This is a genomic window from Paenibacillus sp. FSL L8-0333, from assembly GCF_037965665.1.
In the GTDB taxonomy this organism is placed as follows: domain Bacteria; phylum Bacillota; class Bacilli; order Paenibacillales; family Paenibacillaceae; genus Paenibacillus_AQ; species Paenibacillus_AQ odorifer.
Genome location: NZ_CP150186.1, coordinates 5393509 through 5412316, shown reverse-complemented (window position 1 = coordinate 5412316; position 18808 = coordinate 5393509). Strand labels below are relative to the sequence as shown.

Genomic DNA, 18808 nt, shown 5'->3' with positions numbered 1-18808 from the left:
TCAGCAGGGTTTCGGACCCCAGAGACGTTATTGCTTAGAAAAAGGTTCATATTAGGTGTATTTCGTGCCAATAGAGGCTATGAGGTCCGTTGGAATTCCAAATGTGCAATAATGCTGCGTTACGGGTCAACTATGTCCGATAGGGGATTGTGCGGGGAGCTGGGATAGGTCGATCGAAGAACGTACGAAGGAAATAAAACGAACAAATGACGAATCTTACGAATCGTGGCAATCCAACTAACTAATCCGAATCATCCGATGAACCAAAGCAGAAAAGGGGCTGCCCCAGCAGCCATTTCGTGGCCATGGGACAACCCCTTAATCTAATGAGGCTAGATTACGCCTTAAATATGGAATCTATAGTTTTGATCTCTTCAGGTGTCAGCTGCACCTTCAGCGTCTCTAAGTTGGAAACGATTTGCTCAGGACGTTTGGCGCCCGGAATAAGCGCATCGATGGAAGGTACGGTCAAATACCAGGCAAGTACGACATGTGCGACTTCGACACCTTTGGCATTGGCAATCTGACGAACCTTGTCCACCTTCTCCAGATTCTTGGCAAAGGTCTCCCCTTGAAATAGCGGATCATTTTTTCTAATGTCGCTGAATGTATCGCCTTGCTTATATTTGCCGCCCAGCAGGCCCGACGCAAGTGGGAAATAGGGCACGAAAGAAATGCCGTGTTCCTGCGTATAAGGGAGCAAATCTTGTTCCGCATCACGATGCAGCAGATTGTAATGGGATTGAAGAACATCCACATGACCGTCTTTGTTGGCTTCTTTCAGCTGATCAATGGAGAAGTTAGACACCCCGATCGCTCTAATCTTCCCTTCATCCTTCAGCTTCTGAAGTTCACCTACAGCTTCGTCCTTAGGTGTGCTTTCATCAGGAAAATGAATATAGTAAAGATCAATATAATCGGTCTGGAGGCGTTTCAAGCTGTCTTCCACAGACTGTCTTAGAAAAGCTGGAGAGTTGTCGAGTGTAATCTTGTCACCGGTAATCACGTGAGCCCCTTTAGTAGCAATGACCACATTGTCGCGGCCGCCTCTTTCCTTCAGCACTTCGCCAATCAGTTCCTCGGATCTTCCTGGTCCATAAATAAAGGCGGAATCAATAAAATTAATCCCATGATCCAGAGCGCTGCGCACAATATTTCTGCCGGTTTCATCATTTAAACCCGGAAATAAATTATGCCCGCCAACAGCATTGGCACCCAGACCCAGTGGGAGAACCTGCAGATTGGTTTTTCCTAAAGTTATTTTATTAGCCATAATCAATAGTCAGCTCCTTGAAATATAATACGTACTATATTAAGTATAGAGAATAACTGAGGTCTGGACAAATTTTGCCTTCCAGCTTTATACATGAATATTTAAACCGGATAAGTTATGATAGTAAGAAAAATTTTATATTCGCGTTCGTGCAATCATGATGAGGAGAAGGAGGTCCGTCTTATGCTAGTCATTAATCAAAATGAAGTGGCTGAATTGTTAGCTATGGAATCTTGCATCTCCGTTATGGAATCTGTGTTGAAGGCTCTGTCCGCTGGACAAGCCGTACAAAGCTTGAGACAAGTACTTCCTTTACAAAAGAGCAATCTGCTCGGCTTAATGCCGGGTTATTTGCAGCATGAAGAGGTAGCTGGTGCCAAAATCATCAGTGTATTTCCCGGCAATCATGGTTCAGGCCTGCCTTCTCATCAAGGTCTTGTTACCCTATTCGATTCATCTACGGGTGTTCTGAAAGCTATAGTGGATGGACAAAAGATCACAGCCATTCGTACGGCGGCAGTCAGTGCAGCAGCAACCCGATATCTGGCCAGAGAGGATGCTGAGATCCTTGCTATTCTTGGAACTGGTGAACAAGCAAAAAGTCATCTGGAAGCGATGTTGCGGGTTCGACCCATTCGTGAGGTAAAAGTATGGAGCAGGACACTCGCAAAGGCGCAGGATTTCCAAATGGAGATGAGCCAAAAATATGATGTGCAGATCATTGTTGCTGAGACAGTTCAAACGGCAGTCAGCGCAGCGGATATCATTTGTACCGTGACAGCATCCACCGAACCTGTGCTCAAGGGAGAATGGCTGAAACCGGGTGTACATATCAATGCTGTCGGCGCATGTAGACCCAATGATCGTGAGCTGGATTCGGAGACCGTCCAATTAGCTAAGTTATATGTAGATCGGCTGGAATCCGCTCAGAATGAATCTGGGGATTATTTAATCCCGCTGAACGAAGGCAAAATCACAGCAGATCATATTGTCGGGGAGATTGGCGAGCTGATCAGCGGCACTATCGAGGGCAGAAGGTCCGCAGCTGACATTACTCTTTTTAAAGGATTAGGGCTGGCTATAGAGGATTTAGCAGCAGCTAATTTTATATATAGTGAAGCTGTTAGATTACATAAAGGCACTGAAATTGCATTCTAAGGAGCGACTACACGATGAGCACTTATGAAGGTCTGTATGATTTCAAGTTGACGGAGCAAGAGGAGGAGCGGGCTAAACGCTTGCATGAACAGAACATTATTATCGATTTGCTGTTTCAAGGGCCCTTATCTCCAAGCGCGATTCCAGACTCTATCTCTGACAGAATCAAAGAATTATGTGAGCCTTATAAAGATGAGCCAATGGTATACAGCAGTATGCCTGCAAAAATCATCACAAAGCTATCTGCGAGCGGAGAGATCCCTGAGTATAAGGAAGAGTGGTACAAGTCCGGAATTACAGCAGGGAACCGCGAACTTCATTTGGAAACCTTAGACAGCATCATTACAAGCATGGCAGAGGTGCAGCTGCAATTCGATTCTGCAGATTGGTTAATCAAAGCCTTAACTGCCGAAGACATACGCGCTGCCAAGCGTAATGGTCATAAGGCGGGCATTATCACAGCACAAGAAACGGATGGTCTGGGCACGAATCTTGATCAATTAGATGTACTTTATAACTTCGGATTAAGAATTCTACAATTGACCTATAACAATCAGAACCAGATTGGGGCGGGCTGCGCAGAACAATCGAACGCCGGTGTCACTAATTTCGGAAAAAGATTCATTGCACGCTTGAACAAGCTGGGAATCATTGTAGATACGGGGCATTGCGGGAAACAGACTACATTAGATGCCTGCGCTTATTCCACAACTCCGGTGATTGCTTCACATACGGGTGTAGAGGCGATCTATCCGCATATGCGCTGTAAAAGTGATGAGGAGATTATCGCGATAGCCAAGACGGGTGGAGTTATTGGTATTTTTGCTATGCCTTGGTTTGTTCATGAAGATCCTAAACATACAACTATTGACCATGTGCTGGATCATATCGAATATGTAATCCGGCTTGTAGGCGTGGATCATGTCGGAATTGGAACCGATTGGCCGATGAGCGATGTACTCTGGTCATTGGTTTATTTTAAAGAACATATCGCACCCAAGCTTGGATTTGCCAAAGGAGACGGACCTTCTACAGAAACCGTTGCTGGACTTGAGAAATATAGTTATTTTATTAACTTTACTAGAGGTTTGGTTGCCCGCGGTTATGCGGATGCAGATATTGCTAAGATCATGGGCGGCAACTGGCTGCGCGTATTTGAAGAAATTTGCGGATAGGGGATAAACAGATGACAACCTACTTACACACAACTACATTTAACGTCTACTTTTCTGGTGTTTATACAGGCAAAATTCATTTTACAGAGCAACAGATCATGCTCGCTAAGGTCGATCCGCGCAGAAGAACGCAAATGCAAGACAATGTGCTGGATGGACAGTTCAAAACTGTGCTTCCACTTCAAAAAATCCACAAACATTTAGACGCTTATGCTAAAGCGGAGTGGGTAGATTATGAGGTTGTGCTGAGTAATGGCGATATCTATCAAAAGCATATCCAGTATCAGGCGCAGATTGAAGGCCGCGAACTGACCTCACAAGTATGGGCGCTGCGCAAAGAGACGGCTCTGGACATTGTGACTTTGGATGGGGAGATTATCGCTTTTCTTACACCGAATCGGTATGGTATTGAGCTTATGGTTAAAGCGGGTTATGAGAAGCTGACTCCGTTAGTGGTCTACGATGATCCTCTTCTATCTAAGGCAGAATATGGTGTAAACGATCTGGGCACTGATCTGATTCCGATGCGTGATGGAGTGAGGCTGGCGACAGATGTTTTTTTACCAGAGGGCATTAAGCCGGGAACCAAGCTGCCAACAATTCTCGTAAGAACATGTTATGACCGCAACGGAAAAAAAGAGATTTTTATGAGATGGGCCAATAAAGGTTATGCAGTAGTATCGCAGGATGTTAGAGGTCGGGCGGATTCGGAAGGCGAACTGATTCCTTTTTACAATGAACGGGAGGATGGCTATGATACGATTGATTGGATTATTGCTCAGGACTGGTCGGATGGCAACGTCGGCATGTGGGGCGCATCCTATCTAGGCTTTGTTGTTGTGGCGGCGGCCACCAGTGGGCACCCGAATCTGAAGGCGGTTGTGGATGAAGTGAATGTGGGCTCTCCATTTGTTGATACCGTTCGCAAAGGGGGAACCCTTTGTTCTTGGCCGTTGCTCTCTTGGACTCTTGCTCAATCTGTGGGTACTCGGACGGATTTTGATATCTTTGGAGGCATTACGGTGAATCCGGAAGCAGCCGTTGATGCAAGACCGATTAAAGAGATCCCTCAGCAAATGATTGGCAAAACATCAGGTCCATGGGATCTGTGGAGCCAGCATCCCGAGTATGATGATTTCTGGAAAAACTGTACTTTTACCGAGCGCGGAGATCAGGTGCAGGTGCCTATGTATGTCATCTCAGGCTGGTATGACGGCGATAGCGCCGGCGTATCGGAGACTTGGAGAATGCTGACAGAACATGATGTGCCTAATCGCAAAATCCGTCTGGGCGCTTGGGAGCACGGGCCGAACAGAGCCAGAGACTATGAAGGTGCGAGCTTCGGCAATGATGCCGTAGTCTATGATTACGATGTTTCTGTGCTGCGCTGGTTCGACCGCTTCCTCAAAGGCATTCCAAATGGAATAGATCAGGAGCCTAGAGCCTCTTATTATGTTGTTGGTGAAAATCAGTGGAGAACGTCCGCGGATTGGACACCTGCCGAAGCCACAGTTTCTTCCTTCTACCTTTCCAGCGGTGGGCGAGCGAATTCAGGACATGGGGATGGGCAACTGCTCGCAGCGCCTGAGGAACATTCTCCTGAAGATACTTATGTCTATAATCCTCATGATCCTATGAATGATAGCGGTGAACGAGAGCCTGAAAATTTGCGGAAATACGAGCTGCGCAATGATATCCTTGTCTACACTAGTGATATTCTGACGGAAGAGCTGACTGTGGCCGGAGAACTGTCTGCTGTTATCTACGCTGCCAGCACTGGCAAGGATACGGATTGGGTAGTTACGCTTAGTGATGTGAATGAACAAGGGGACTCCATCCGGTTATCCAATTATATTGTCAGAGCTAAATATCGTCATGGATTGGAAGCACCTGAGCTGCTGATTCCTGGGCAGGTGGAGAAATATGATATTTTCATGCCGAATATAGCCCATAGATTTGCTGTTGGACACCGAATTCGGTTCTCGGTTACTTCGTCCAGCAAATTCGTTGCTTTCCCTAATACAAATACAGGTAATAATCCATATGAAGATTCAGAAGCGATTACTGTGCTGCAGACCGTCTACCATAATCGTGAGTATCCGAGCCATGTGAAGCTGCCGGTGGTTCCTAACGCTTAAATATGACTTTAATACGAAGAAGATGCTGAACAAAGGTAAAAGAAATTACCACTTGAAGCTGAGGCAGCATTTGATGACCAATGATGCTTCAAGTGGCGTACCGAGTGAGCACCGAGTGAGGCATAGGTAAAATAATAAGTGAAGAACGAACTTAAGCTTTAAATGAAGCAAAAGGTAAAGCACTTATAGAACGATTAGGGAATTTCTCCCTGAAATTCTTTGGATTCTGGTCGTCAGACATATAATTGGGGAAAAACTCCCTAATATATGTTTGATTCCCGGGAATTAAGGAAAACAGCTTATTTATTAGGGAGTAATTCCCTGATTTCGTTCATTTAGAGCGAATATATGCTATTTTCAGGGAGTTTTTCCCTAATTAGTTTTAGATCCACTCCGCACAACGCGCAAACGCAGAACGCATCCCCCCATCACGCAAACGCAGAACGCCTACATCGCTACCATCCCAAACGCCCAATCCAATGGCATAGCACACTAAGAACTAAATAGTCTATTGGCAAAGCAAAAGTTTTGGTGGAAAAAATGGTCGATCGTCATGAAATAGGTATCACCTAAGGCCGGTATGTGAAACCTCTCCCCAGAATGGCCCTTCCAGACTTATACCATAAACCTTGAACCATACTGTAAGGTTAACCTTGTATTTTTGGAGAAATGTCGATTATTCACAGAAAAGCGCATAAATGCTCCCTTCTTAGGTCACAATAGGGAAAAACCAGAATGAAGGGATTAACGTGAACGCGTTTCGCTTAAAAAAACAACTTTGGCGGCGATGGAGACGTTGGAAAAAGGCGCTTTGGGTAGGAGCTGCTTGTATAGCTTTTACTGTACTGGCTTGGCGCAGTATGCAGGTACCTGAGGAAATCAGTGGACTGCTGACGAATTCTAGCTGGGCGGATAGTGCCGATAGTGAGTTAGCCGCAGCTGTCTTTAAAGTAGGCGAGGACAGTGATGAGGCAAAAGAGAAGGGCACTTTAAATAACGAACAACTGCTGCAAACCATCTCCCAAAGTGGGCTCAGCAGAACCGTTCATTTAAAAACAACCTATGTGTCCGGAGAAGAGATTCAGACGTTGCCAGGCGTAAAGAACCCGCTTCAGCTGAAGACTATAATCAATGAACACCCTGAATGGAGCGGTTGGATTAGTTCAGAAGGGGATTTGTGGCTGGAACAAAAAGTGAATGATTTATCGACAATGATAAAAAAAGAAGCCTATATTGGTGTAGATGCGTTTGGGAATTTGACCTTGTTTAAAGGTCCGCCAGTTCAGGAAAAGGTACTGAAGACTTTTTTTCAAATGGATATGGGTTCCCTGAAATCCTCATTGCCGGAAAATATTTGGAAAGAGCTTCACGAGGGGATTCGTGTTCAGGATATTGAAGAGTACAACAGTGTGCTGTCTACCTTCAGTGATTATGCCCGCGAAGCTGCTGAGCATGTCATGCAGAACAAGCAATAGATTTGATAAGCTGTCCAAAAGTCATTATTAATGGCTGAGGGCAGCTTTTTTGTGTGAAATGAAACGGGGAAGAGTCTAAGCTGTAGGCCTAAAGTTGCCATTTCGCTGCAAACGGTAAACTTTTTTTCTCCCGCAAGGGGGATTTTTGCTATAATGGTTAGAAGGAATACATATGTTCGCTTCATGGCGGAGGAATGGATGAAAACGGTGGAATAATCTGCCTGTTATAGAGGAGAGATCATGTTTGCGTATTTTGGGAATTGATCCGGGGCTGGCGATCGTCGGCTTTGGTTTTGTGGATAAGGAAGGACATAAACTGACCCCCGTCCAATATGGTTGTATTCAGACTGAGGCTCATACGCCTGAGGAAGAACGACTGCTGCATGTCTATGAAGGCATGGGTCAGCTCATTGATAAATATAAACCCGATGCTGTGGCGATAGAAAAGCTGTTTTTCGCTCGCAACGTTACTACAGCATTGCCAGTGGCGCAGGCCCGCGGTGTGACTATATTAGCTGCAGTACAGCGGGGTCTCCCCGTCTCGGAATATACACCTATGATGGTAAAGCAGGCTGTTGTGGGTTATGGTAAGGCTGAGAAACGGCAGGTCCAGGAAATGGTGAAGCTGCTGCTGAAGCTATCGGCGATTCCGAAACCCGATGATGTGGCGGATGCGCTGGCGGTAGCGGTATGTCATGCCCATTCGAGCAGTCTTAATTCTAAATTAAATGAGGTATTGCGAAAATGATAGATTTCTTAAGAGGACCCGTTGTTCATTTGGAGTCGGAATATGTGGTGCTGGATGTGCAGGGAGTAGGATACCGGGTGTTCTGCCCGAATCCTTATGCTTTTGCCAAAGTAGAAGGACCTGTAACGATCTATATTCATTACCAAACACGTGAGGACGCTACGCTATTATTTGGGTTCCCGACTCGTGAGGAACAAAAATTGTTCCGCAAGCTGATAGAGGTATCAGGCATCGGTCCTAGGGTTGCGCTTGGAATCCTGACAGGTGGAACACCGGATCAGTTAATTTCAGCGATTTATCAAGAGAATATAACGTTCTTAACGAAATTGCCGGGCATTGGCAAAAAGACAGCACAGCGTATGATCCTTGATTTGAAGGACAAGCTGGACGGACTCAGTATGGCTTCAATGCAAACGGGATTGTTTGCAGTGCCAACGGAAGAGGCAACGGACGGATTGGCCTGGCAAGAGGCGCGGGATGCGCTTAAGGGGCTGGGTTATACCGAAAGCGAATTGGACCGCGTGTGGCTCGCTTTGAAGAAAGAGGGAGCAGAAACAGGAACTGTAGATGTGCTGATGAAGAAAGCACTAGGGCTGCTATATATAGCTAAGTAAAGCCGTACACATCCTAAAGAAAGGGAGCGATAGGAAATGGATGACCGGATTATATCCGCGAATTTGATGATGGACGAGCAGGCGGTAGAACTAAGCTTGCGCCCTCGTTATCTGGGAGAATATATCGGCCAGACTCAGGTGAAAGAAAACCTGAAAGTATATATAGAAGCGGCCAAAATGAGAAGCGAAGCGCTGGATCATGTGCTGCTGTACGGACCTCCGGGTCTCGGCAAAACAACGCTCGCTAATATTATCGCCAATGAGCTGGGTGTGAACCTGCGAACAACTTCCGGCCCTGCGATAGAGCGTCCAGGCGACCTTGCCGCTCTGCTGACGAATCTGCAGGAAGGAGACGTGCTTTTCATCGATGAGATTCACCGTTTGCACCGCACGGTCGAGGAGGTTATGTATCCTGCGATGGAGGATTTCGCGCTGGATATCATGATCGGCAAAGGACCAAGTGCCCGTTCGGTACGATTGGATTTGCCGCCGTTCACACTGATAGGTGCCACAACCCGGGCAGGACTATTGTCTGCGCCATTGCGTGATCGTTTCGGAGTGGTCAGTCGCCTGGAATTCTATAACATAGATGAGCTGAGTTACATTGTATCTCGAAATGCGGATCTTCTAGGCATTGAGATTGTTGGCGATGCAGCAGAAGAGATTGCACTTCGTTCGCGGGGAACGCCGCGGATTGCCAACCGCTTATTGAAGCGGGTCCGTGATTTTGCTCAAGTGCGCGGAGATGGAATTATAACTCCTGAAATTTCTGGGGAAGCATTGAAGATGCTTCAGGTGGACCCGCGTGGGCTGGACAGTATTGACCACAAGATGTTAAGTGCTATGATTTCAAGCTTTCGCGGCGGTCCTGTAGGACTGGATACGATTGCAGCTACGATTGGTGAGGAAAGTCAGACGATTGAGGACGTATATGAGCCGTACCTGCTGCAGATAGGTTTCTTGCAGCGGAGTCCGCGTGGAAGAATTGTAACCCCGGCCGCTTATCATCATTTAGGGCTTCCGCTCCCTCCGGAGCAGCACTAGTTCGTCACTACAATTATAAAGGAGGATGCTGGATGAAGCATACGAAGAGGAAATGGAGAGGGGTCGCCCCGCTAAGCAAAGGATTGCTTGCGGCTGCGCTTGCTGTAGGAAGTTTCCTGATCCCTGCGGGTGCCAGTCATGCCGATTCTAATAGCACGATACGAGTTGCTCTTTATGCTGATATTGGAAGTAAATATAAATCCACTGTGCCAGCAGTAACACTGCAATCAACGCAAAGCTTTACTTTGCTGTCGGATCAAGCAGGAAGTGCTCCTTTGGTATCTGTCCCAGGACAGAAGCAAATTCGTATAAGTCTGGACGGATATAGAGTTAAGGTGATGGAGGCTTCAAGCTGGCAGACAGCAGCGGATGCAGCTAAAAAGCTCCAATCCACCTCCGATAAACCGCAGATTTTTGCAATCTCCAGAAATGGAGCGACTGTGTATCAGTTGTACACGGGCGTCTATGCTAGTGAAGCAGCTGCCAAGGATGGGCTTACCCGTGTAGTCAAAGCAGGGCTGAGCATTCCTGCTGACCAAACCCCAGCGGTGAAAGGCAATAAACATTTATCAGCTGGCCGCTATTCTTCGGAGCAGGAAGCAGATGTGGCGCTTAATAGCCTCACTGCAGCTGGTTTAGATGCTTGGAAGGTGTTTCTGGCAGGAAACGACGGCAGTGCACAAGTAGAGGTATGGGTAGGCGAAGCTGCCAACGATAGTGATTTAACAGCTGTTCAGGCCGCTGTGTCTACGGCGGCACCACAATTTACGGTTTCTGTGGCCACCTCGCCCGGATTAATACTGCGTAAGGATGCCGGGCTGGATTTTAGCAGTGAAACTCAAGCCGATCATTATCTGGTTTCTGGAAGCAATGCTAAATTTCTTGCGGCAGGCAGCGAGGCTGGGATTCAGTTAGTGGAAAGATCCAAGCGTACATATCGCGGAAATTTGGAACTGAGCAATTTGAGCGGATCGCTGGCTGTAATTAATGTAGTGCCGCTGGAGCAATACTTGTATGCCGTAGTGGGAGGAGAGGTTTCCTCCAGCTGGCCGGAAGAAGCGCTAAAAGCTCAGGCTGTCGCCGCCCGCAGCTATGCGCTGTCGCAAGGCAACCGTTTTGATGTAGCGAATGTAGTAGATACTACTCTTAGTCAGGTATATAACGGAATCGGGTCTGAAGCTCCCTCCATTATCAAAGCTGTAGATACTACTACTGGTGAAGTGCTGATGAGCGGTGGTAAAGTTGTTGAGGCTGTATTTTCTTCCAATAGTGGTGGTGTGACAGCTGACCCTTCAGAGGTTTGGGCGAATGGTGGCGATGTATTTGCTAGTGTTCCAAGCGTTGAAGATGTTTCGGCTGCTGCTGCTGCTAAGAAGTGGTATTATGTTCTGCTTGCGAATGGTACCTCTGGTTATGCACGTGAAGATAATATTAAATTAACGGGCAGCAAAACTGCTGCCGGACTCGATATAGTTACGGCTACAACCAAAGATGTGAATATACGTCCTCTGCCAGTTATTGAGAGCAGTGTTAGTGCGGTCGGAAAGCTGAATCCGGGTGAGAACGCTGTGGCTCTGGATAAAGTATATGAGTCCGGCAGCTATAGCTGGATCAAAGGGCCGTATACCTCTGCTGAACTTCTAAAAAGCTTGCAGGGTAAAACAACAAGCACGCTCCCTTCCAGCATCTCTAACCTGCAAGTTACTCAGCGCGGTCCTTCTGGAAGAGCGATTCAGGTGAAAGCTAATGGTCAGGCTCTGAATGTGAAATATCCTGATATGTTCCGCTCCGCGTTTAATGGATTACCTAGTACTTTGTTTGATATTGTGGCACCCGGAAGTTATACTGTATTAGGCGCTGACGGCGCTACCGCCACAATTAGCAGCTCGCAGAGTGCTGGTGTGCTTTCCGCATCGGGGAAGGTTAATGTAAATGGCAGTGGAACTGTAGTGATGGGTGGAGATTCTGCAGCCAGAGTGATCACTAACAGCTCGGGCTTTCTGTTCATTGGACAAGGCAACGGCCATGGTCTAGGCATGTCGCAGTGGGGCGTGAAAGGCATGGCGGACAGCGGGTATGATTACAAGCAAATATTGCAACACTATTATAAGAACGTTACTATAGTTAAGGAATGAAGACAGACCATGAATGTAGATGCTTATGATTTTCATTTGCCGGAAGAATTGATTGCCCAGACACCTCTCGCTGATCGCAGTGCTTCTAGACTGCTTTTAGTGAATAAGGAGGATGGAGAGCTGGCTCACCGGCATTTTACCGATATTATTGATTATTTTAATCCCGGAGACACGCTTGTTCTAAATGATACGAGAGTCATTCCAGCGAGATTGTTTGGAGTGAAAGAAGATACTGGTGCTAAGGCGGAAGTGCTCCTCCTGAAGAATCTTGGGGATGATCGCTGGGAAGCACTTGTAAAGCCAGGGAAAAAGCTCAAGACAGGCGCGGTGATCATCTTTAGCGATGAGCTTCGTGCCGTTATCGAGGACGAAGCTGATATGGGCGGCCGTACGCTTCGTTTCATATATCAGGGTATTTTTCAGGAGATTCTGGACAGGCTGGGAACGATGCCGTTGCCACCTTATATTAAGGAAACACTGGATGATCGTGAACGATATCAGACTGTGTATGCTCGGCATGAGGGATCGGCCGCTGCGCCTACCGCAGGGCTTCATTTTACCCGAGAATTGCTGGAACAGATTGAGGCTAAGGGTGTAAATATCGCTTATATCACCCTTCATGTAGGTCTCGGTACTTTTCGTCCGATGTCTGTAGAGAAGGTTGAAGAGCATGTTATGCATTCTGAGTACTTCGTAATGTCTCAAGAGACGGCAGATACCATAAATGCTACTAAGGCACGAGGCGGCCGTATTATTGCAGTTGGCACAACGTCTTGTCGGACACTTGAAACGGTCGGAAGACAATGTGAAGGTGGTCCGCTTGTGGAATGCAGTGGCTGGACGGATATTTTTATCTATCCAGGGTATAAGTTCAGTGTAGTAAATGCGCTAATTACCAATTTCCACCTGCCAAAGTCTACTTTGGTTATGTTGGTTAGCGCTTTGGCAGGTCGGGAACATATTCTAGCTGCTTATGAAGAAGCGATAGAGCAGAAGTACCGATTCTTTAGCTTTGGAGATGCAATGTTTATTTATTAAGGTAAGAGGATGGGTTAACTTATGGCAGCAATTACTTATGAGCACATCAAAACGTGCAAACAATCCGGAGCCAGACTTGGAAGAGTCCACACTCCACATGGTGTGATTGAGACACCAGCATTTATGCCAGTCGGCACACAAGCTACAGTCAAGACTATGAGTCCTGAAGAGCTGAAAGAGATGGATGCCCATATTATTTTGAGCAATACTTACCATCTGTTTCTAAGACCAGGCCATGATATTGTTCGTGAAGCTGGTGGACTGCACAAGTTCATGAACTGGGATCGTCCGATTCTGACAGACAGCGGCGGGTTTCAAGTATTCTCGTTAAGCGACATGCGCAAGATTACGGAAGAAGGAGTTCATTTCCGTTCCCATCTAAATGGGGATAAGAAATTCCTGTCTCCGGAAGTAGCGATGGAGGTTCAGAACTCCCTGGGTTCAGATATAATGATGGCATTTGATGAATGTCCTCCATTCCCGGCTGAGTATGATTATGTGAAAAAATCACTGGAGCGCACCACGCGCTGGGCAGAACGTTGCCTGAAAAGTCATGCTCGTCCTAACGATCAGGGTCTTTTTGCTATTGTGCAAGGGGGCATGTATGAAGATCTGCGCCGTCAGAGCGCGGCTGATTTGACTTCCATGGATTTCCCGGGGTATGCTATTGGGGGGCTCAGCGTCGGAGAGTCCAAGCAGCTAATGTATGAAGTGCTGGATTATACAGTTCCCCTGCTGCCACAAGGCAAACCTCGCTATTTGATGGGCGTGGGTTCACCGGATGCGCTGCTGGAAGGATCAATCCGAGGAGTGGACATGTTCGACTGTGTCTTGCCTACTCGTATTGCCCGTAATGGAACAACGATGACCAGTCAGGGAAGACTCGTTGTACGCAACGCTAAGTATGCCCGTGATTTTGGGCCGCTTGATCCGGAGTGCAATTGCTATACATGCCGGAATTATTCCCGCGCTTATTTGCGCCATCTAATCAAAGCCGATGAAACCTTCGGACTTAGATTGACGACATACCACAATTTGCACTTCTTGTTGGATTTAATGCGTAAAGTGCGTGAAGCCATCAAGGAAGATCGGCTGCTTGATTTTCGCGATGAGTTTTTTGCCAAATACGGATTATATGATAATCTTAAAGGCTTTTAGGGTTTGATTTATGAGTCATGCTTTAATGTACTTTGAAAGGGGGGAGAAATATGATTCAATCGTTTCAATATGCAACTGGCGCAGGTGGTGGAGGTAGCATACTAGGCCTGGTAGGTCCCTTTGTCCTTATGTTTGTAGTATTCTACTTCTTGCTGATTCGTCCGCAACAAAAGAAGACCAAAACTCGTAACGCAATGTTGAAAGCTCTGAAAAAGGGCGATAAAATCGTTACTATTGGAGGACTTCACGGTACGATCATGGAGATTTCCGATGATATCGTGGTTCTGCGGGTCAACGATGTAACTAAGCTGACTTTTGATCGCGGTTCCATCAGCCACGCTGTGGCTACGGATGTCGAAGAGAAAGTATAGACTTGTTATTTAAGTACATAAAAAGCGGTGTCTTCTCATTGGAGAGGACACCGCTTTTTTGATCTTCAAGGTTATTGAGATTTAGCAGCTTTAACTTTAACGTACATTTGTTACGCGGCTCGGAACGGTAAGCGATTCTTCACGTCCCCGCAAAGTTAATTTGGCGAGTTGAACGCCAACTGTAGAGGCTAGTACAGCTAGCAAGGTTCCACCAATCATATCTGTAAGCCAATGAATGCCCAGATAGAAGATTCCAAAGACGATTACAACTGCGGAAATACTAGTGATGACCATCCAGCGCCGGTTCCCTGAACGGAAGGCCAGAAGTGCCATTGTAACAGATATGGACGTATGTAGACTCGGGAAGCAGTTATTTAGACCGGATAGCGGTCTATATTCCTGTTCAAATTTCGGAAATACATCCAGCATAGTAAATTTGACGCCTGCCGGCAGATAGGACCAAACCTCGTTTACCGGGAAGTAAAGATAGAATGGAATCGCCAAGGCATAGTTGATAATAATAGCATAACAGGTTGCGTATAACATCACCCGGTTTTTATCTAACAGATATACCCCTAATGAAGCTGCTAGAACGGATTGAAGCATGAAAATGTAGAAAAAGACGATGATCGGTGTTAACCATGGACTGTAGAATATATCCTGAACGGCTTGGACAAAATGACCCTCTAGGCCAAATATAAACGGCGTATAATCAGAGGTAAGATGCATTTTTTGTTCAATTTGCAGTTCATATTTATTTATGGCTAATACGCCAAACATTCCTGCAATCAGCAACAAAAACTTATAAGATCGCAGCATCTCTTTCCCAATTTCAACCAATGCCATGATTGGATTACGTTTAGAGCCAATCCATACTAATATCACTACTAATGCAACTGTGTACAAAACAATATGGTTCATTGATTGGTAAAACAAAGCAATCGAAGCCTCCTTGATCTCTTAATGAAGTCAGATGATCACAGTTTAACATATTTTCAAGGAATGTTTCGAATTTAATGGAATTATAATTTTAGCTTTTTTGTAAATTAACGCCAAACATTCCGCCGAGAGCGCCAATTGCTGCAGCTGCGAGAACCCATAGCAGATCTACGCCAGATGGTGCGCTATCCAGTGCCAAAAAACCGATTAACAGAACGATAATCCCATAAAATGCTCCTGTAAGACTTCCTTGATACCAGCCTTTGCTCGTGGCTCTGCGACCGGCGGTTAGTCCTCCGAATGCTGCAGCTATGCCGTGTACAATGTATGTGTACATTGAGAGATCCTGCTCCTTCAGACTGCTGCCCCATAACAAAAGAGAGAGGACAAACGCACCCATCAGCATCCAAAGGAATGATCGACATAGGCCAGATAACACAGGATTGGCTATTCTCCACGAGAACATGCGCCGGATTAAATACATGGTACAACCTCCTAAAGTTTTTTTGAGAAAAAAGAATCAACATAGTTATTATTCATTGTATGGGATGGCTTGCCCCAATAGTACAAGAAAGGGCATTGCAGCCTTTTTACCATTAATTAATATGCCGGCTTCCGAATGTTCCCTGCACAGAGCGGTCAGAATAGGGTTACATTAATCCACCCGAGGAAACAAGTCTGCGGGTGAGAATGGAGGGGAGCGAAGCTATATGTTCCAGCATATCTCTACCCATATTTTCTTGACCGTGCTGATGTATTTCTTCATATTCCTGTGTATGCGCATCATGGGGAAGAGGGAAATAGGTAAGCTGTCTGTATTTGATTTAACGATCTCCATCATGATTGCCGAGATTGCTGTATTTGTGCTTGAGGATATCAATCGGCCGATCTATGAAGGAGTCGTTCCGATGGCAACATTGGTGTTGATACAGGTAATTGTGGCTCAACTCAGTCTTAAGAGCAGAAAGCTCAGACTTTTAATGGACGGCAAACCGAGCATACTCATTTCTGGAGGCAAGCTGCACCGGGGCGAAATGCGTAGGCAGAGATATAATATTGATGATCTGCTGCAGCAATTGCGTGGACAGAACATCGCCAGTCCTGCTGACGTGGAATTTGCGATCCTGGAGCCTAGTGGACAGCTAACCGTATTCGAGAAAGAGAAGGGGAGTTCATCCTCTAACCAATCAGGCAATAGCAGTGCAGCTGCTGAGCATAAAAAGAGTGACGATAATAAAGGGAACAAGAACCGTAAGATAGAACTGCCGAAGAATAAGATCAGGTATGAAGGACTTCCAATCCCTCTGATTATGGATGGAAAGGTGCAGGATCAGAATTTAGAGATGATTGGAAAAACCAGATTTTGGCTAAGAACTCAAATTCGCCAAAAGGGAGTATCTGATTTCAAAGATGTATTTCTATGCTCCATAGATCATAAGGGCAGAATTTATGTCGACCGTTTGGACAACAGATAACCTTTTAGAGCCTGCGTTTGATAAACGGCAGACGGTCCAAATCACGCAGTGAGATAAGGCCAGCTAACAGACTGATTCCAAAATACAGGACCATTCCTATCGCAGAGGCAAATAAAAATTGAATCCATTGTACATCTGCAATGGGAATGGAAGTGTATACATAATGCACGCCCGCTCCCATAATGAGCATTGCACATAAGGTTTTTATGGTTTCGGTTACTCTTAAAGATAATGAAATGAGACTGACTACACTGTATCCGTGTAGTAACGTAACCAAAATGCTGTTCACAATAATGGCTATGATAGCGCCGTAAATTCCATATTCAGGTTGGGATGCCAATATTACAATCAGAATGATTTTGACTACTGCTCCAATAAAGGTGTTGATGAGTGCCCTGCCCGGTCGATCCATAGCTTGCAGCGCAGCTTGTAAGGGAGCTTGAACATAGATGAACAAGGCGAACGGAGCCATAAGCTTCAGCATAGGGGCTGTATCCGCGTTGCCATATAACAAATTGCAAAGCGGGACCGCCAGGATATACATAAGAACAGCAAATGGGGCACCTGTTACCAGCGCAAGCCGCAACGCTTGATGCATACGCTTGTGAATGGTAGGCAAGTCCTTTCTTGCGGCAGCTGCTGATATGGAAGGAACCAGAGATACAGCAAGTGACGAGGTCAGTGCCCCGGGCAGCAGCAATAAGGGAATAACCATCCCTTGTAAAGACCCGTACTGGGCTGTAGCGGCAGCGGTGGCTATACCTGCCAAGGCGAGACTGCGCACAGTAATAATAGATTCCAGCAGATACGAAAAAGAGCCGACAAGCCGACTTGCCGTAACGGGAATGGATATGCCTAGTAACCGCCGTAATATGGGGGAGTTGGCTTTCACACCTTGTGTATCAGATGAGATAACCTCCGGCTCGAGAGCGGGGTGCTCTGGAGTCGGATTTGTCTGCTTTTTATCTTTTTTAGTAATGACATAATATTGCCACAGAATCGCTAACATTCCGCCAATTTCTCCTACCGTCACACCTAACATCGCTCCAGCCGCCGCCATAGCAATACCCTTAGGAAGCAACAACCAGGAGAACCATAGCATAAAGAATATTCGCACTAAAGATTCGAAGATGGAGGAGAGCGCCGATGGAATCATGTTCTGCTTGCCTTGGAAATAACCGCGGTAGATTGCAGATACGGCGACAATCCCAATCATTGGGATCATGGCAATAAACGTATAATAAACTCGATGGTCTGTTAAGATAACATTGGAGACCCATGAGGCACTTACCAAAGCAACCAAAGTAAAGAAGATTGCAAGTCCAACACTAAGGGCAAGTCCAGTACGTAAAATCAGCCTTGATTTTTCAGGCCGATTCTCTCCTTCTGCTTCCGCAACCATCTTGGCTATCGCCAGTGGAATCCCGCCTGTAATGACAGTAACCAGCACGAGAAAAAAAGGATATGCGAGCTGATATAGTCCCACACCTTCTGCTCCGATAATACGTGGTAAAGCAATCCGGGGAATAAATCCAAGCATCCGATTAATGATGCCGGCGGCTAGCAAGATTAAAGTTCCTTGTATAAAGCTCTGTTTCTTCAAAGGTCACGCCTTCTTCCCAAAATGAAATAAAACGCTGGCGAACTTGTCTATTCTTATGGATATGCTATACCCCTATCTCGGCATGCCTTGTTTTAGTAGCTTTAACTTTTTGTGAAGGAAGAAGGAAAGCGAAGAACAAGAGTCGAATATCTATGGTGAGCATACGAACATGAGCGATCTTTGGAGGTGTCAACACGTGGAATCGGAACAGTGGAATCATGATCAACATAGTGAAGAAATCGAAGCCATGTGCCGCAGCAAAGCTGAAGAATTCCGGCTCCTCGGCTATGAGTATGTAACCAGCAAGGATATCTGGGATTGCATCAGCCGTAATTATGATAAGGAAGGCTTGCCTCCCCTACATAAGCTGGTAAACGACATTTATTCCTTGAAAGCCAATAGTTACATGAATTATTTGACTATTGCGGCCTATCGGGGGTTGAACTGAACAATAAACCACATAT

General features: G+C 46.1%; 17 protein-coding genes. 13 read left to right on the top strand and 4 right to left on the bottom strand.

The features are described 5' to 3' along the window. Positions 1-337 precede the first annotated feature (337 nt). Complete coding sequence (locus tag NYE72_RS24175) at positions 338-1273, bottom strand: aldo/keto reductase (protein ID WP_339210600.1); 936 nt, start codon at positions 1271-1273, stop codon at positions 338-340. Positions 1274-1456: 183 nt separating this feature from the next. Between NYE72_RS24175 and NYE72_RS24170 the strand changes: the two genes are divergently transcribed. The 11 genes from NYE72_RS24170 (at position 1457) to yajC (ending at position 14327) form a co-directional block, all read left to right on the top strand. Then, the gene (locus NYE72_RS24170; protein WP_339210598.1) at positions 1457-2431 is read left to right on the top strand and encodes an ornithine cyclodeaminase family protein; all 975 of its coding nucleotides are present in this window, start codon (positions 1457-1459) and stop codon (positions 2429-2431) included. Between the two features lie 14 nt (positions 2432-2445). Next, complete coding sequence (locus NYE72_RS24165; RefSeq protein WP_339210596.1) at positions 2446-3606, top strand: membrane dipeptidase; 1161 nt, start codon at positions 2446-2448, stop codon at positions 3604-3606. Between the two features lie 11 nt (positions 3607-3617). Then, positions 3618-5744, top strand: a complete 2127-nt coding sequence (locus tag NYE72_RS24160) for a CocE/NonD family hydrolase (RefSeq protein ID WP_339210594.1) — start codon at positions 3618-3620, stop codon at positions 5742-5744. 749 nt (positions 5745-6493) lie between these two features. Next, positions 6494-7219, top strand: coding sequence for a BofC C-terminal domain-containing protein (locus NYE72_RS24155; RefSeq protein ID WP_036677682.1), 726 nt, complete (start codon positions 6494-6496; stop codon positions 7217-7219). Between the two features lie 244 nt (positions 7220-7463). Then, the gene (ruvC, locus tag NYE72_RS24150) at positions 7464-7967 is read left to right on the top strand and encodes a crossover junction endodeoxyribonuclease RuvC (protein WP_036677679.1); all 504 of its coding nucleotides are present in this window, start codon (positions 7464-7466) and stop codon (positions 7965-7967) included. Continuing rightward, entirely contained in the window at positions 7964-8581 is a 618-nt protein-coding gene (gene ruvA / locus NYE72_RS24145) for a Holliday junction branch migration protein RuvA (protein WP_036677675.1), read from the top strand. Before ruvC ends, ruvA begins: the two co-directional genes overlap by 4 nt. Before the next feature lie 36 nt (positions 8582-8617). Beyond that, positions 8618-9625 (top strand): Holliday junction branch migration DNA helicase RuvB, encoded by a 1008-nt coding sequence (gene ruvB, locus NYE72_RS24140; protein ID WP_036677672.1) that lies wholly within the window; start codon positions 8618-8620, stop codon positions 9623-9625. Positions 9626-9657: 32 nt separating this feature from the next. After that, positions 9658-11760 (top strand): SpoIID/LytB domain-containing protein, encoded by a 2103-nt coding sequence (locus NYE72_RS24135; RefSeq protein WP_339210593.1) that lies wholly within the window; start codon positions 9658-9660, stop codon positions 11758-11760. A 9-nt stretch (positions 11761-11769) separates the two neighbouring features. Next, entirely contained in the window at positions 11770-12798 is a 1029-nt protein-coding gene (queA, locus tag NYE72_RS24130) for a tRNA preQ1(34) S-adenosylmethionine ribosyltransferase-isomerase QueA (RefSeq protein WP_094903196.1), read from the top strand. 21 nt (positions 12799-12819) lie between these two features. Next, positions 12820-13956 (top strand): tRNA guanosine(34) transglycosylase Tgt, encoded by a 1137-nt coding sequence (gene tgt / locus NYE72_RS24125; RefSeq protein ID WP_036677666.1) that lies wholly within the window; start codon positions 12820-12822, stop codon positions 13954-13956. 50 nt (positions 13957-14006) lie between these two features. After that, the gene (gene yajC, locus NYE72_RS24120; protein WP_036677664.1) at positions 14007-14327 is read left to right on the top strand and encodes a preprotein translocase subunit YajC; all 321 of its coding nucleotides are present in this window, start codon (positions 14007-14009) and stop codon (positions 14325-14327) included. A gap of 96 nt (positions 14328-14423) precedes the next feature. Here yajC and NYE72_RS24115 read toward each other — a convergent pair whose 3' ends face one another. Together NYE72_RS24115 and NYE72_RS24110 are read right to left on the bottom strand one after the other, a co-directional pair. Continuing rightward, entirely contained in the window at positions 14424-15263 is an 840-nt protein-coding gene (locus NYE72_RS24115) for a phosphatase PAP2 family protein (RefSeq protein WP_254924631.1), read from the bottom strand. Positions 15264-15357: 94 nt separating this feature from the next. Then, on the bottom strand, positions 15358-15750 hold the full coding sequence (locus tag NYE72_RS24110) for a TIGR04086 family membrane protein (RefSeq protein ID WP_036677660.1): 393 nt from the start codon (positions 15748-15750) through the stop codon (positions 15358-15360). A gap of 226 nt (positions 15751-15976) precedes the next feature. Here NYE72_RS24110 and NYE72_RS24105 point away from each other — a divergent pair, with 226 nt between their 5' ends. Then, positions 15977-16741, top strand: a complete 765-nt coding sequence (locus NYE72_RS24105; protein ID WP_036677658.1) for a DUF421 domain-containing protein — start codon at positions 15977-15979, stop codon at positions 16739-16741. A gap of 4 nt (positions 16742-16745) precedes the next feature. On the opposite strand, the gene spoVB is transcribed toward NYE72_RS24105, so the two are convergent. Beyond that, the gene (gene spoVB, locus NYE72_RS24100) at positions 16746-18344 is read right to left on the bottom strand and encodes a stage V sporulation protein B (protein ID WP_339210590.1); all 1599 of its coding nucleotides are present in this window, start codon (positions 18342-18344) and stop codon (positions 16746-16748) included. A 196-nt stretch (positions 18345-18540) separates the two neighbouring features. Between spoVB and NYE72_RS24095 the strand changes: the two genes are divergently transcribed. Beyond that, positions 18541-18792 (top strand): post-transcriptional regulator, encoded by a 252-nt coding sequence (locus NYE72_RS24095; protein WP_036677655.1) that lies wholly within the window; start codon positions 18541-18543, stop codon positions 18790-18792. The last annotated feature ends 16 nt before the right edge of the window (positions 18793-18808 follow it).

Coding starts and splice junctions, on each gene's coding strand:
- NYE72_RS24175 (WP_339210600.1), bottom strand. CDS start 1,273: ATGGCTAATAAAATAACTTTAGGAAAAACCAATCTGCAGGTTCTCCCA.
- NYE72_RS24170 (WP_339210598.1), top strand. CDS start 1,457: ATGCTAGTCATTAATCAAAATGAAGTGGCTGAATTGTTAGCTATGGAA.
- NYE72_RS24165 (WP_339210596.1), top strand. CDS start 2,446: ATGAGCACTTATGAAGGTCTGTATGATTTCAAGTTGACGGAGCAAGAG.
- NYE72_RS24160 (WP_339210594.1), top strand. CDS start 3,618: ATGACAACCTACTTACACACAACTACATTTAACGTCTACTTTTCTGGT.
- ruvA (WP_036677675.1), top strand. CDS start 7,964: ATGATAGATTTCTTAAGAGGACCCGTTGTTCATTTGGAGTCGGAATAT.
- ruvB (WP_036677672.1), top strand. CDS start 8,618: ATGGATGACCGGATTATATCCGCGAATTTGATGATGGACGAGCAGGCG.
- NYE72_RS24135 (WP_339210593.1), top strand. CDS start 9,658: ATGAAGCATACGAAGAGGAAATGGAGAGGGGTCGCCCCGCTAAGCAAA.
- queA (WP_094903196.1), top strand. CDS start 11,770: ATGAATGTAGATGCTTATGATTTTCATTTGCCGGAAGAATTGATTGCC.
- tgt (WP_036677666.1), top strand. CDS start 12,820: ATGGCAGCAATTACTTATGAGCACATCAAAACGTGCAAACAATCCGGA.
- yajC (WP_036677664.1), top strand. CDS start 14,007: ATGATTCAATCGTTTCAATATGCAACTGGCGCAGGTGGTGGAGGTAGC.
- NYE72_RS24110 (WP_036677660.1), bottom strand. CDS start 15,750: ATGTATTTAATCCGGCGCATGTTCTCGTGGAGAATAGCCAATCCTGTG.
- NYE72_RS24105 (WP_036677658.1), top strand. CDS start 15,977: ATGTTCCAGCATATCTCTACCCATATTTTCTTGACCGTGCTGATGTAT.